Genomic DNA, 13622 nt, shown 5'->3' with positions numbered 1-13622 from the left:
GATGACGGCATCTTACGTTGCTTGATTCGGTAGAAAAACCCGTTAAAACGCAATAGTTTGTTGCTCATTTCGATTTAATCCCCGATGCAATCGACAATTTCTCGGCCACCGCGTGCAGCCATTGCCCCGCCAGCGCGCCATCCCACACGAACAGGATGTGTTCGCTGCAATCGACGCTGCCAGCCAGCTCGACCTGCAGCAAATCGTGTGCGCGCACGGCGAAGTCAGGCAGGTAGGCCAGCGCCCGGCCGGACTGCACATAGCCCAGCAGCAGCTGCACATCGTCGCTCCAGTAGCGGATGGTACGTGCGTTGGCGCCACGCCAGCCATCGGCATGGCGGCCCCGCTCCTCGCCGCACAGCAGCGAATGCGTGGGACTGGCAAACGTATGCGGCAAGACGTCATCCATCGCGCATGCCACGGATGCGGACGCTGCCGGCACGCCGTGCGCCAGCAGGTGCGAGCGCCCGGCCGCCAGCAGCATGCGCATGCTGCCCAGCGCCGTGCATTGCCACGTGGCAGGCCAGTCGGCGCCGCGCTGGGCGATGGCGTCCTGCGTCACCAGTGCCGCATGGCAATCGCCCCGCGCCAGGGCCGCCAGCGCCGCATCCTCGAAAACGGGCAGCAGGCGCAGGCTGGCGTGCGGATAGGCGTCCAGCGCCGAGGCCAGCGCTGCCGCATGGCGCCACAGCAGCAGGGCCGGGCCGGCGACGCGGCCATCGACGGCGCCCCGCTCGCCCATCACGTCCAGGCGCGCCTGTTCGGCCAGCGCCAGCAAGGTGCGCGCACGCTCGAGCAGCAAACGGCCGCTGTCGTTGAGCAGCAATTGCTTGCCGCTCCGGTCAAACAGGGGCGCGCCCATACCCCCCTCCAGGCGGCGCAAGGCTTTCGACACGGCCGATGGCGTCAGGTGCAATTCCAGCGCCGCCTCTCCCAGGGTCGGCTGGCGCGCGGCGCTGCAAAACACGCGCAGGTCGGCAAGGCTCATGTTCATGATAGTTTCCAAATGGGACACGAAAGGTGAAAAATGGTTGCTGTACTGTCCATGATCCCGCCTCTAATATCCTGGCATCCCCCATTACCGAGTCCATCCATGCTGCGTCCACTTTTCCTTTTCATCCTCCTGCTCGTTTCCAGCCTCGCCCACGCCGCGCCCCTGACCTGGGGCCTGCACGGCATGGTACTGTTTGGCGGCAAGCAAGGGCTGTATGCCTCGCACCTGCCGATGTTCCATGCGCCGCACGATTACCAGGTGGTGCTGCAAGTGCGGCTGGCCGACCCCGCCCTCGATGCGCGGCTGCGCCAGCAGCTCGATGGCCATACGGCGCTGTGGACCCTCGAACCGGAACATTTCGAGCTGGCGCGCTTGCTGCCCGCCGCACCGCTGCCGCTGCGCCAGTTCCGCGCGACGGTGGTGCGCGGACACTTCGAGAAGGCTGGAAAAGCCGAACCTGGTTACGGCGCTGCCGCCATCATCGTCGAGCGCGTCCTGCTGATGCGCCAGCTGTCGCCGGCACCCGCCGCGCACGCCCGCGCGCGCTACCTGCAGGTGGGTGACGGCACGCAGCGCTTCCTCGTCAAGCGCATCGACAGCCGCCCCGATTTCGAACATATCGTCGCCTGGACCAGTCCTGCGCAGGCGCCGCATGGCGACATCGTGGCGGCCAAGCGGGGCGTGCAGGAAACTCCGGCCGCCAGCTTGCAAACGGCCTTGCGCGCGCAGCTGGGAAAAACGGCCCGCTTGTGCGGCACGGTGTACTTTTCCACCGAGGACGTGCGCTAAAACAACACGCCAGGCGGATGCGCATCGGCGTGTCGAATGTGTCACAGCGTCATGAGGGTGTCACATTGAATTGTTATCTTGCTAGCTCTTTCAAACCTAGCCGGATGAACCACATGACACGCAGAAAAATTTCCGTCGCTGGCTGCAGCGTCGCCATCACCCTGATGCTGGCCGCCTGCGGCAGCGATGCAAAAAAAGAAGAGGTAGTGGCTGAAGCGCCGCCGAAAAACGTCATTTTCTTCCTCGGCGATGGCATGGGCCTGACCACCATGACGGCCGCGCGCATCTATTCGGTGGGCGAAGACGGTTCGCTGACCATGGACACCCTGCCGGAAACGGCCTTCGTCAAGACGTTCTCGAACGACGCGCAAGTGACCGACAGCGCGCCATCGATGGCCGCCTACATGACCGGTGTCAAGATGAACAATGAAGTCATTTCCATGTCGGCCAACACGGTCGCCATCGATCCAGGCACGGATGCAAACGGCAACAAGCTGGTCAACAAATGCGGCACCGGCAACGGCACGCCCGCCACCACCCTGCTGGAACTGGCCAAGGCCAAGGGCTTTGCCGCCGGCGTCGTCAGCACGGCGCGCGTGACGCACGCCACGCCGGCCGCGACCTACGCGCACATCTGCCACCGCGACCTGGAAAACGATATCGCCGCGGCCCTGGTGCCGGGCGGCACGGGCTACAACAGCGCCCTGGGCACCACCGGCCTGGAAGTGGTCCTCGGTGGCGGCGCGCAATTCTTTACGCCATTCAAGAGCGGCGGCAAGCGTTCCGACGACCGCGACCTGGTGGCCGAACTGAAAGCGAAGAGCTACACGGTCGCCAACAACGCCACCGACTTCAAGGCCGTCGATCCGGCCAAGACGGACCGTTTGTTCGGCGTGTTCACTTCCAGCCACATGAGCTACGACCTGGACCGCGATGCGGCCAAGGAGCCGAGCCTGGCGGAAATGACCACCAAAGCCATGGACGTGCTGGCCAAGAACAAGAAGGGTTACTTCCTGATGGTCGAAGGCGGCCGCATCGACCATGCGCTGCACGAAACGACGGCCAAGAAAGCGCTGCAAGACACGGTCGCGTTCGACAACGCCATCAAGGCTGCCATCGAAAAAGCCAAGCTCACCGATCCGACCCTGGCCAATACCCTGATCGTCGTCACGGCCGACCATGACCACACCCTGGTACTGAACGGCTACGCCAAGCGCACGGGCAAGACGGCTGCCGGCAACCCTGGCGTGCTGGGCGTGGTGAAGAACTACGTCACCGGCGCGGTCGAGAAAGACCTGGACGGCGCACCGTATTCGATCATCGGCTTCGGCAATGGCGAAAACCGCACGCAATCTAGCCGCGCCGCCATGGCCAGCCTCGATGAAACCGTCACCAGCGCCAATACCTACCACCAGGAAGCGGTGATCCGCACCACGGCAGGCAATGAGACCCACGGCGGCACCGACGTCTTCCTGGGCGCCATCGGCAAGGGTTCGGAAACCTTCCTGGGCACCATCGACAACACCAAAGTATTCGGCCTGGTCAAGACCGCCGGCGGTCTGTAATCCCCAAGAGACAAGAATTGGACAAGCACATGAAACTCGCATTGAAACCCGCCCTGAAACTCTCCTTGCTGACCACGCTCGTGGCCGCCAGCGTCGCCAGCGCCTACGCCGCCGACGCGAAGAACGTCATCTTCTTCCTCGGCGACGGCATGGGCCCGTCCGTCGTGACGGCCGCGCGCATCTACCAGTACAAGGAAGACGGCAGCCTGACCATGGATACGCTGGAACGCACGGCGCGCATCAAGACGTTCTCGAACGATGCGCAAACGACGGACAGCGCGCCATCGATGGCCGCCTACATGACCGGCGTCAAGATGAACAATGAAGTCATCTCGATGGCGCAGGATACGATCGCCAAAGAACCCGGCCGCGACGCCAACGGCAACCTGGGCGTGGACAACTGCCCGGCCGGCGGCAAGAGCGTGCCGACCATCCTGGAACTGGCGAAAGCCAAGGGCAAGGCCGTGGGCGCCATCACCACCACGGAACTGACGCACGCCACGCCGGCGACGACGTTCTCGCACATCTGCAACCGCAATGCGCAATACGCGATCGCCGCGCAAGCGACACCCGGCGGCGCCGGCTACAACGCAGCCCTGGGCGACGGCGTCGACGTGCTGATGGGTGGCGGCCGCAACCATTTCACGCCTTGGTCGGCCAGCAACAAATATGGCCGCGCCGATGGCCGCAACCTGCTGACGGAATTTGCCGCCAAGGGCTACACCGTGGCCGCCAACAAGACGGAAATGGCGGCAGCGCCGAGCGGCAAGAAATTCATCGGCCTGTACAGCACCCGCAGCCACCTCGAATATGAACTGGACCGCACGGCCACGCCGCCGCTGGGCGAAGGCGCGACCCAGCCTAGCCTGTCGGAAATGACGCTCAAAGCCATCGACTTGCTGTCGAAAAACACGAACGGCTACTTCCTGATGGTCGAAGGCGGCCGCATCGACCACGCCTTGCACGGCATCAATGCCAAGCGCGCGCTGACGGACACCATCGCCTTCGACGACGCCATCAAGGCGGCCATCGCCAAGATCAAGGAAACCGATCCGACCCTGGCCAATACCCTGATCGTCGTCACGGCCGACCATGACCACACCCTGGCCTTCAACGGCTACGGCAAGCGCGGCAACAATATCCTCGACATCAACCGCGGCTACAAGGATAACCAGCCAAGCAAGGATGCCGATGGCAACACCTACACCACTTTGGTATTCGGCAATGGCCCGAACCGCCCTGACCTGCGCAGCAACGTCGACAGCGCCACGGCGCTGAAAGACAATTACCTGCAAGAAACAGGCGTGCGCCTGGCCAGCGAAACCCACGGCGGCGGCGACGTCAAGCTGCTGGCCACAGGCGCCGGCGCCAAGTCCTTCAAGGGTACCCTGGACAACACCAAGGTGTTCGACTTGCTGAAGGCGGCCTTCGGCTTCTGATCCACATCAACACGGCAACCCCACCGGGGCGGATGGCGTAGGCCCTCCGCCCCTCTGCACGTAAAGGCTACACCATGAAATCGTCCCTGATCGCCGTCCTCCTGGCCGCCGGCTTTGCCGCCAGCGCCCAAGCCGCCCCCACCGCTGCTGCTCCTGCCGACCTGGACCTGGGCATCACCTATTACAGCCGCGTCCTGACGCCGGAAGGCGTGACGCGCGAAAGCCGCTACGAAGAAAAGATGCTGCGCCGCCCCGGCCACGTGTGGGTCGAGCGCGTGCTGGCGCCGTCGACGGACGCGCATGCGGGCCACAAGCATGGCGAAAACACCAAAGTGGCACTGAAAGCCACGCAGCATGAACACAAGCACTTCAATCCCGTGCTGATCCCGCGCCACGTGATGCTGGAAAAGAACACCGTGCGCGTGGAATACATCGATGCGCACGACAAGATCGTCGTCTCGATTCCCAAGGCCGAGTACGAAAACGTCAATTTCGACGGCTCCTGGGAAAACAGTTTTTATCTGCTGGATCCGAAGCTGGTGGCCGCCATGCCGCTGTCGAAACAGGCATCGAACGTGACGGGTGCGCGCTGGCGCGAAGTGGAAAAGAATGGCGTGTTCCAGCGCATCCTGTGGGACGAGCAAAAACAGATTCCCCTGATCATCGAAAGCGGCGACCGCGCGAATACCTTCTATCGCCGGGTCGACGTCAAGCTGCAGCCGACCGTCAGCAAGGCGCAGCCGTGGGCGAATTTGCAGAATTACGCGCAGCGCGAGTACTCCGACTACCTGGACTAAGCCAGCCTCGGGACATAAAAAAAGCCAGGGAAATCCCTGGCTTTTGTCTGGCTGGCGTCCGATTACTCGGCCGTTGCCGCCTTCTTCGCCGGCGCCTTCTTGGCGGCCGGCTTTTTCACGGCCGTGGCCTTCTTGGCCGGTGCCTTTTTGACGGCTGCCGCTTTCTTGACGGCCGTTTTCTTCGCTGGCGCCGCGCCTTCTTCGCCTTCGACCTCGGCAGCTGCAGCCTTTGTCTTCGCACCCGGCTTGGCCTTGCGCTCTTCAAACTCGAAGCTCACCTTGCCATCCTTGCCCCGTACGAGGAAAGCCTTGAACGGACGGCGCGTGCGCTGCGATACGAAGCCCGGCAGCAAGTCCGTCTTGCCATCGTTGAGCAGTTTTGCCATTTGTTCCGGCAAGATTTCCTGCTGCAAGATGATGCGGCCGCTGCGGAAATCGCACGTCTTCGGCTTGGCTACGCTGTGTTCGCACACGTAGGCCAGGCCCATTTCGTACACGCCGGCATTGCACTTGGGGCACGGTCCCACGGGCGTCTGGCCCGTGAAATCGACGCCTTCGCCATCTTCGCTCTCGTCGTTCTGGCCGAAATCGAATTCCAGCTTGAAATTCTTGATCTCTTCATCGCGCACGATGCGCAGGATGGCGGCGAACGGACGGCCCATCTTCGAGCGGAAGCCTTGCAGCGGGCCAATGGTGCGGTCCTTCAGCAATTGCTCCACTTCGGCGATTTCAAACTGGCGCGAACCCGGCGTCTTGCTCATCGAGAATTCGCACTTGGTGCAGGCGAAACGACGGTAGTTTTCCTTCACCACGCCGCCGCAATTCGGGCATGGCGTTTCCAGGGTCGCGTAGTCGCCGGGAATCGTGTCGTTATCGTATTCCTTGGCGCGCTTGACGATGATTTGCGTCATCTGCGCAATTTCGCGCATGAATTCTTCGCGCGAAATCTTGCCTTTTTCCATCTGCGACAGCTTGTATTCCCACTCGCCCGTCAGCTCCGGTGCCGTCAATTCGTTGACGCCCAGGCCTTTGAGCAAAGTCATCAGCTGCGACGCCTTGGCCGTCGGAATCAGTTCGCGGCCTTCGCGGATCAGATAGCGTTCCGTCAGCAAGCCCTCGATGGTGGCCGCGCGCGTCGCTGGCGTGCCGAGGCCCTTGCCGGCCATCGCGTCGCGCAGCTCGTCGTCGTCGATCAGCTTGCCGGCGCCTTCCATGGCCGACAGCAAGGTCGCCTCCGTGAAGCGCGCGGGCGGCTTCGTCACCAGGCCGTTGGCGCTGACGCTTTCCGTCTGCACTTTCTCGCCCTTGGCCACGGGGACCAGGTTGCCGTTGCCATTGCTTTCCTTGTCGGCGTCCGTCGACGCTTCCTTGCCGTAGATGGCCAGCCAGCCCGGATTGGTCATGACCTTGCCTTCAGTCTTGAACTGATGGCCGGACACTTCCGTATAGCGCGTGGTGACTTGGAATTCCGCAGGCGGGAAGAACACGGCCATGAAGCGGCGCGTGACCAGGTCGTACAGCTTCTGTTCCGGCTCGGACAAGTTCTTTGGCGCGATCGTCGTCGGGATGATGGCGAAGTGATCCGAGATCTTCGTGTTGTCGAAGATGCGCTTGTTCGGCTTGACCCAGCCCTTGTCGATGATCTGCTTGGCGAACTGGTGGTAGTTGCTGTTTTCCTTGACCGTTTCCAGCGCCTGCAGCACGGTCGGCATGTAGTCTTCCGGCAGGTGGCGCGAATCGGTACGCGGATACGTCAAGACCTTGTGCTTTTCATACAGCGCCTGTGCCAGGCCCAGCGTATTCTTGGCGGAGAAACCGAAACGCGAGTTCGCTTCGCGCTGCAGGCTGGTCAGGTCGAACAGGCCCGGCGCCATCGAGGTGGTCGGTTTCGATTCTTCCGTGACGATGCCTTGGCGGCCGCGGCAGGCGGTGGCGATCGAGTCGGCAGCCGTCTTGCTCCACAGGCGCTCTGCGCGCTTCTCGGGGTCGTTCTCGTCCTTCTTGAACTTCGTGTCGAGCCAGCGGCCTTCATAGATGCCGGCCGCGCAGACGAATTCGGCGCGCACTTCCCAGAAGTCGCGCGGCACGAATTTCTTGATTTTGTCTTCGCGTTCGACGACGATGGACAGGGTCGGCGTCTGCACGCGGCCCACGGTGGTCAGGTAAAAACCGCCTTCTTTCGAATTAAACGCCGTCATGGCGCGCGTGCCATTGATGCCGATCAACCAATCGGCTTCCGAACGGCAGCGGGCCGCGTCGGCCAGCGGCAGCATTTCTTCGTCGCTGCGCAGGTGCGCAAAACCGTCGCGGATGGCGCCCGGCGTCATCGACTGCAGCCACAGACGCTTGACCGGTTGCTTGGCCTTGGCGTTTTGCGCGATCAGGCGGAAAATCAGCTCGCCTTCGCGCCCCGCATCGCATGCGTTGATGAGGGTGGAAACGTCTTTACGTTTGATCAGCTTGTTTAATACTTTGAGGCGCGCTTCCGTCTTCGGGATGGGATTGAGCGCGAAATACGGTGGAATCATCGGCAAGTGCGCGAAACTCCATTTGCCGCGCTTCACGTCGAATTCTTCCGGTACGGCGATCTCCAGCAAGTGGCCGACCGCCGACGACAGGACGTATTCATCCGATTCAAAGTACTCATCGTGCTTGGTGAAGCCGCCAAGCGTCTTCGCGATATCGTTCGCGACAGAAGGCTTCTCGGCGATGATGAGGGTTTTTGTCATATTTTTTGGTCTCGAAAAATGCTCTAGGATAGTTTCAGCATGCGCATCATACAGTGCATTGCCAGGCGCCGACGCTTTTGTCTGCGCAAGGCCTTGTGACTTGTGGTCTTGTCAAGCGGCCAATGATAAGCGCCTATTGAAGAATTCGGCAAGTTATCTGCAAGCAAGAATGCGCAGGCGCAAACACAATGGGCCGGCGTGCGCGGTGCCGCAGCATATAGTAAGGGAGATGGCGCGGCAGCGGCGCCAGGTGCGGCCAGGGGCGTTTATCTACTAGTGCAGCAGGCGCGGCGGGAGATCTTCGTCGTCGACAAACAAGTCGTCGAACATCAAGGCGTCCGGCTCCTTGCCCTGGCTCCACAACAGCATCAGCACGATGACTTTCAGCTTGCCCAGCGACACGGGCGCCTCGTCGAGCGCCAGCGCCCGTTCGATGACGATTTCGCGCTGCAGCGGCGAGAGCACCTTGGCACTTTCCAGGAACTGGATGAAGCCGATGGCGGCCGTGCCCAGCACGTCGCTTTCCTGCTGCACATAGAAGCGCGTGCCCGTGGAACTGGCCGTCAGGGTTTGTTCGGCGCCGGCCATGGCGTTCAAGTCCGTCAGCCACACGAGCGCTTCGGAAATCTCCACGTCGTCGAAACCGACGGCCGACAGTTTGCGCGCCAGGACTGCCGGCTCGGGGCAGGCATCGGGGCGATAGTAAGTCTCGTAGAGGTACACCAGGATATCGAACATGGCTCTACTCTAGCAGCTAAGCTCGCTAAGACACAAGGGTGCGCGCAGACAAAGCGCGCCCGTGCGGCAAGGCCGCCACACAAGTGACAAGCTGTCATTTGCAGCGTTGAAACAGTCCTCCCGGCAAGCGTTCGACCCGGCCCGCCAGCTCCAGCGCCAGCAATTGCCCCATCAGCGCGCCCATGGCCAGGCCGCTGCGCGCGGCCAGGGTATCGGCATCGTGGGGATCGTGGCCCAGCGCGGCCAGCAGCGGCGGTTCGTCCTCCACCGCGGCCGGCACTCCGGGGACGCCGCCCAGCCACTGCAGCTCTTGCAGCACGTCATCGGCCGATTCGACCAGCTTGGCACCCTGCTTGATGAGTGCATGGCAACCCTTGGCCAAAGTCGCATGGATGGAGCCGGGCAAGGCATACACGTCGCGCCCCTGCTCGCCCGCCAGGCGCGCCGTGATCAGGGAACCCGACTGGGCCGCCGCCTCGATCACCAGCACGCCGCGCGCCAGGCCGCTGATCAGGCGGTTGCGGCGCGGAAAATTCCCCGGCATGGCAGGCAGCCCTAGCGCGTACTCGCTGACGATGCAGCCCTGTTCGGCAATTCTTTGCGCCAGATCAACGTTGCGGCGTGGATACACCAAATCGGCGCCCGTGCCGATCACGGCGACGGTGGCGCCCGCGCCGCGCAAGCCGCCCTCGTGCGCGTGCGTGTCGATACCGAGCGCCAGCCCTGAAATGATGGTCAAGCCTGCCGCGCTCAGCGCTTGCGCAAAGGCGGCCGCGTTCTGCATGCCTTGCGCGCTGGCATTGCGGCTGCCGATGATGGCCACGCCCGGACGCGACAGCAGTTCCGCCCGTCCCCGCACATATAACAACAGCGGCGGATCGGCGATTTCCAGCAGCAGGGGCGGATACGCGGCATCGGCCAGGGTCAGCACGGTATTGCCGGGCCGCTGCAGCCATTGCAGGGTCAGCGCCAGCTGGCTGTTGGCCACCGGCTTGGGCGGCTGCACGATGGCGCGCGCCACGCTGGCCGGCACTACCTCGCGCAGGATGTCGAACGGCGTGGCAAAGATTTGCGGCGGCAAGCCGAAGCGGGCCAGCAAGGCGCGCGCCGTCACCGGCCCCACACCGGGCAGATGCTGGAGGCGCAGCCAGCCCGCCAGTTCCGTGGCCGTGTCCGCCATCGTTGCAAGTGCATGCATGACAACCTCGTTATGTACTGTGGCATCCCATGCTAGCGCCATGGCGCGCACGCGATACCGACGCGCGCAAGGATGCGTGCAATGACGCCGCAAAACGGCCCGCCGTCCACAGGGCCATGGGCGTCTGTGATAAAATTTCCCTTTGCAGCAAACGAATAGCGCACTGGCAAACGCATCTGCCGCGCCGTTGCGCCACACGCGCCCAACCGTAGCGTACTCAAAAATAAAATAGCCCTGCCATCGTTCGCATGGCCCAGGCATGAATAATCCGGCGCACCGGCGCCCACCTTAACCAGTCGAATCCGTATGTCCATATTAAATATCCTGCGTTACCCCGATCCTCGCCTGCACACGATCGCCAAGCCCGTCACCGAATTTGACGCACGCCTGCAAACCCTGATCGACGACATGGCCGAAACCATGTACGACGCCCCGGGCGTCGGCCTGGCCGCGTCGCAAGTGGACGAGCATATCCAGATGATGGTGATCGACACCACCGAAGAAAAAAACCAGCTGCAAGTATTCATCAACCCGGAAATCACCTGGGCCAGCGAAGAAAAGCAGGTCTACGACGAAGGCTGTCTGTCCGTGCCCGGCGTGTATGACGGCGTCGAGCGTCCGGCCCGCATCAAGGTGCGCGCCCTGGACCGCCACGGCAAGCAGTACGAGCTGGAAGCCGATGGCTTGCTGGCCGTCTGCATCCAGCATGAGATGGATCACTTGCTGGGCAAGGTATTCGTCGAATACCTGTCGCCGCTCAAGCGCAACCGCATCAAGACCAAGATGATCAAGGAAATCCGCGGTCTCGAGCGCGAAGCGAGCCTGCGCGCACAGAACCGTCGTTTCTAAGCCGCTGCTGATAGACTAAGCAACAATAGTCGTAACACCACGCCAGCCTGGCGCCTCCGGCCCGGGCCTGCGCACCTCACGTCAAGGAACCATATGAAAGTGATCTTCGCAGGCACGCCTGAATTTGCCGCCACGGCCCTGAAAGACTTGCACGAAGCGGGATTCGAGATTCCGCTGGTGCTGACCCAGCCCGACCGCCCCGCAGGTCGCGGCATGCAGCTGCACGCCTCGGCCGTGAAGCAGTACGCGCAGCAGCACGGCATCGACGTGCTGCAACCGCTGTCCTTGCGCATGGACAGCAAGGACCCGCAGCGCGCCGCCGAGGCAAAAGCGGCCCACGAGCGCCTGCTGGCCACCGATTACGATGTGATGGTGGTGGCGGCCTACGGCTTGATCTTGCCGCGCAGCACGCTCGACATCAAACCCTGCATCAATATCCACGGTTCCCTGCTGCCGCGCTGGCGCGGCGCCGCGCCGATCCACCGCGCCATCGAGGCCGGCGACGATGAAACGGGCGTCACCATCATGCAGATGGAAGAAGGCCTCGATACGGGCCCCATGCTGGCCATCGAGCGCACGCCCATCGAGGCGGGCGACTCCACTGCCACCCTGCACGACAAATTGGCCAAACTGGGCGGCAAGATGATCGTCGAGACCCTGCGCAAGATGCAACAGCAGCCGCTGGAAGCGGTGCCGCAGCCGGAAGCGGGCGTCACCTATGCGGCAAAGATCGCCAAGGAAGAAGCGGCGCTCGATTTCAGCTTGCCGGCGCTGGAACTGGGCCTGAAAATCCGCGCCTTCAATCCGTTTCCCGGCGCCTGCGGCCAGGTCGATGGCGTCACCATCAAGATCTGGGCCGCCGAGGTACTCGACGCGGACAGCAAGGAAGCGCCGGGCCAGGTGCTGGCGGCCGACGCCCAGCACGGCATCGTCGTGGCCTGCGGCAATGGCTCGCTGCGCCTGACGGAACTGCAAAAACCGGGCGGCAAGCGCTTGCCCGCAGCCGAGTTCATCAAGGGATTCCCCCTCGAAGGCAAGCGTTTTGTTTAATTAAGCCATCGATACCGGCGGCAAGCGCCCATGGACCAGCTGACCGCCCTGCGCGCCTTGCGCCGCGTCGTGGAACTGGGCAGTTTCACGGCCGCCGGCGCCGCGCTCGGCATTTCCCACTCCATCGTGTCGCGCCAGATCCGCCAGCTGGAAAGCCAGCTGGGCGCCCAATTGCTCAACCGCACCACGCGCCGCTTCGCCCTGACGGCCGCCGGCCAGGAATACTATCTGGCCAGCCGCGACATCCTCGACGCCCTCGATGCGGCCGACCGCGCCGTCGCCATGCACCAGGCACAGCCGTCCGGCAGCCTGCGCATCAATGCGCCGATGGCCTTCGGCACCCTGGAACTGGCCGCCTGGCTGCCCGACTTTACGCGCCACTACCCGCACATCCACATCGATCTCGTCTGCAATGACCGCATCGTCGACCTGATCGACGATGGCTTCGACGTGGCGCTGCGCCTGGCGCGCGGCTTGCCCGACTCCACCCTGGTGGCGCGCCAGCTGGGCAGCAGCCGCACCTTGGCCGTCGCCTCGCCGGCCTACCTGGCCCGCCATGGCCATCCGGCCACGCCGCAAGACCTGGCACAGCACGATTGCCTGATGTACAGCTCCGGCGAGAAGCCGGCCGAGTGGTCGTTCACAGATGCGGGCGGGGCCGCGCACAAGGTAGCCGTGCGCGGCAGCCTGCAAGCCAATACCAGCGTGGCCCTGCGCGAGGCTGCCGTGGGCGGCATGGGCATTGCCGGCGCGGCCGACTTCATCGTGCGCGACGCGCTGCGCAGCGGCCAGCTCGTGGAAGTCTTGCCCGGCTACACCTTGCGCCCACGCACCTTGTACGCGCTGTATCCGCACAGCCGCCAGCTGTCGCCAAAGGTCAGGGTCTTCGTCGATTTTGCCGTGCAACACTATCAAAATCACCGCTGGGATTGATCAGGCCGGCTGCAGCGCCTTGCGCACGGCGCGGAACTGCTGCGTCAAGCCGCCGTAGCCCCAGGCCGCCTGGCGCGCGTCGTGCACGTGGATGTAGCTGACGTCATGCAAGGCGCCGAGATGCTCATGCATGGCGGCGAACACGGCGGCGATATACGCGGCCTTTTCCGCCGCCGTATTCGTTTCATCGCTGATCAGGATATCGAGGAAAAAGCTGGCCTTGCCCTGCACCTGCAGGGATGGCCCGCCGACAAACCAGTGCGCCGCGTCAAGATGGCTGATCGCCACCGACGTCAGTTCGGGCGCCTTGTGCAGCAGTTGCGCCGTCAAGGCGCTCAAGGTGGCGGCGATGGCGGCCGACTGACGCGCATCGGGCGTGGTGGACAAACGCAGGTTTAGAATGGGCATGGGATGCTCCGCAAGTGGATGAAGTCCCATTCTAGGCAGACGGGAGGTAAAACGGCAGCCCTCGCCAGGTACAGGATCTGTGCATATTCCACACACAAAAAAGGGCTTGCCGCGGCAAGCCCTCGTTGCATCG

The 13622-nt window shown here is 63.3% G+C and carries 12 protein-coding genes; 7 read left to right on the top strand and 5 right to left on the bottom strand.

What is annotated here, in order from left to right:
* Positions 1-64: 64 nt before the first annotated feature.
* Complete coding sequence (locus CSQ95_RS12600; protein WP_099409766.1) at positions 65-994, bottom strand: LysR family transcriptional regulator; 930 nt, start codon at positions 992-994, stop codon at positions 65-67.
* A gap of 99 nt (positions 995-1093) precedes the next feature.
* Here CSQ95_RS12600 and CSQ95_RS12595 point away from each other — a divergent pair, with 99 nt between their 5' ends.
* The 4 genes from CSQ95_RS12595 (at position 1094) to CSQ95_RS12580 (ending at position 5584) form a co-directional block, all read left to right on the top strand.
* Positions 1094-1783 (top strand): hypothetical protein, encoded by a 690-nt coding sequence (locus CSQ95_RS12595; RefSeq protein ID WP_257218040.1) that lies wholly within the window; start codon positions 1094-1096, stop codon positions 1781-1783.
* Positions 1784-1896: 113 nt separating this feature from the next.
* Entirely contained in the window at positions 1897-3348 is a 1452-nt protein-coding gene (locus CSQ95_RS12590; protein ID WP_099409856.1) for an alkaline phosphatase, read from the top strand.
* Between the two features lie 29 nt (positions 3349-3377).
* Positions 3378-4787 (top strand): alkaline phosphatase, encoded by a 1410-nt coding sequence (locus CSQ95_RS12585; protein ID WP_099409765.1) that lies wholly within the window; start codon positions 3378-3380, stop codon positions 4785-4787.
* Positions 4788-4861: 74 nt separating this feature from the next.
* Positions 4862-5584 carry a hypothetical protein gene (locus CSQ95_RS12580; RefSeq protein WP_099409764.1) on the top strand — a complete coding sequence of 241 codons (723 nt, stop codon included), beginning with the start codon at positions 4862-4864 and terminating at the stop codon, positions 5582-5584.
* A gap of 62 nt (positions 5585-5646) precedes the next feature.
* On the opposite strand, the gene CSQ95_RS12575 is transcribed toward CSQ95_RS12580, so the two are convergent.
* From CSQ95_RS12575 to dprA, 3 genes are all read right to left on the bottom strand, one after another.
* Positions 5647-8313, bottom strand: a complete 2667-nt coding sequence (locus tag CSQ95_RS12575; RefSeq protein ID WP_070311033.1) for a DNA topoisomerase III — start codon at positions 8311-8313, stop codon at positions 5647-5649.
* A gap of 273 nt (positions 8314-8586) precedes the next feature.
* Positions 8587-9051 (bottom strand): DUF494 family protein, encoded by a 465-nt coding sequence (locus tag CSQ95_RS12570; RefSeq protein WP_070222738.1) that lies wholly within the window; start codon positions 9049-9051, stop codon positions 8587-8589.
* Between the two features lie 94 nt (positions 9052-9145).
* Positions 9146-10249: a DNA-processing protein DprA gene (gene dprA / locus CSQ95_RS12565; RefSeq protein WP_099409763.1), complete on the bottom strand. Its 1104-nt coding sequence runs from the start codon at positions 10247-10249 to the stop codon at positions 9146-9148.
* Positions 10250-10555: 306 nt separating this feature from the next.
* Between dprA and def the strand changes: the two genes are divergently transcribed.
* From def to CSQ95_RS12550, 3 genes are all read left to right on the top strand, one after another.
* Positions 10556-11098 (top strand): peptide deformylase, encoded by a 543-nt coding sequence (def, locus tag CSQ95_RS12560; RefSeq protein WP_034749294.1) that lies wholly within the window; start codon positions 10556-10558, stop codon positions 11096-11098.
* A gap of 93 nt (positions 11099-11191) precedes the next feature.
* Entirely contained in the window at positions 11192-12148 is a 957-nt protein-coding gene (fmt, locus tag CSQ95_RS12555) for a methionyl-tRNA formyltransferase (protein ID WP_099409762.1), read from the top strand.
* Positions 12149-12178: 30 nt separating this feature from the next.
* Positions 12179-13081: a LysR family transcriptional regulator gene (locus tag CSQ95_RS12550; protein WP_099409761.1), complete on the top strand. Its 903-nt coding sequence runs from the start codon at positions 12179-12181 to the stop codon at positions 13079-13081.
* Here CSQ95_RS12550 and CSQ95_RS12545 read toward each other — a convergent pair whose 3' ends face one another.
* A complete protein-coding gene (locus tag CSQ95_RS12545; protein WP_099409760.1) occupies positions 13082-13489 on the bottom strand; it encodes a 4-oxalocrotonate tautomerase family protein in 408 nt (135 codons plus the stop codon).
* Positions 13490-13622: the final 133 nt, after the last annotated feature.

This window comes from Janthinobacterium sp. BJB304 (genome assembly GCF_002735765.1).
Lineage (GTDB): Bacteria > Pseudomonadota > Gammaproteobacteria > Burkholderiales > Burkholderiaceae_D > Janthinobacterium.
This window is presented reverse-complemented; position numbering and strand designations above follow the sequence as displayed.

Excerpts from the sequence above, each read along its gene's own strand:
- CSQ95_RS12580 (WP_099409764.1), top strand. The coding sequence starts at position 4,862 with ATGAAATCGTCCCTGATCGCCGTCCTCCTGGCCGCCGGCTTTGCCGCC.
- CSQ95_RS12570 (WP_070222738.1), bottom strand. The coding sequence starts at position 9,051 with ATGTTCGATATCCTGGTGTACCTCTACGAGACTTACTATCGCCCCGAT.
- CSQ95_RS12545 (WP_099409760.1), bottom strand. The coding sequence starts at position 13,489 with ATGCCCATTCTAAACCTGCGTTTGTCCACCACGCCCGATGCGCGTCAG.
- CSQ95_RS12600 (WP_099409766.1), bottom strand. The coding sequence starts at position 994 with ATGAACATGAGCCTTGCCGACCTGCGCGTGTTTTGCAGCGCCGCGCGC.
- CSQ95_RS12550 (WP_099409761.1), top strand. The coding sequence starts at position 12,179 with ATGGACCAGCTGACCGCCCTGCGCGCCTTGCGCCGCGTCGTGGAACTG.
- CSQ95_RS12585 (WP_099409765.1), top strand. The coding sequence starts at position 3,378 with ATGAAACTCGCATTGAAACCCGCCCTGAAACTCTCCTTGCTGACCACG.
- def (WP_034749294.1), top strand. The coding sequence starts at position 10,556 with ATGTCCATATTAAATATCCTGCGTTACCCCGATCCTCGCCTGCACACG.
- CSQ95_RS12590 (WP_099409856.1), top strand. The coding sequence starts at position 1,897 with ATGACACGCAGAAAAATTTCCGTCGCTGGCTGCAGCGTCGCCATCACC.
- dprA (WP_099409763.1), bottom strand. The coding sequence starts at position 10,249 with ATGCATGCACTTGCAACGATGGCGGACACGGCCACGGAACTGGCGGGC.
- CSQ95_RS12595 (WP_257218040.1), top strand. The coding sequence starts at position 1,094 with ATGCTGCGTCCACTTTTCCTTTTCATCCTCCTGCTCGTTTCCAGCCTC.
- fmt (WP_099409762.1), top strand. The coding sequence starts at position 11,192 with ATGAAAGTGATCTTCGCAGGCACGCCTGAATTTGCCGCCACGGCCCTG.
- CSQ95_RS12575 (WP_070311033.1), bottom strand. The coding sequence starts at position 8,313 with ATGACAAAAACCCTCATCATCGCCGAGAAGCCTTCTGTCGCGAACGAT.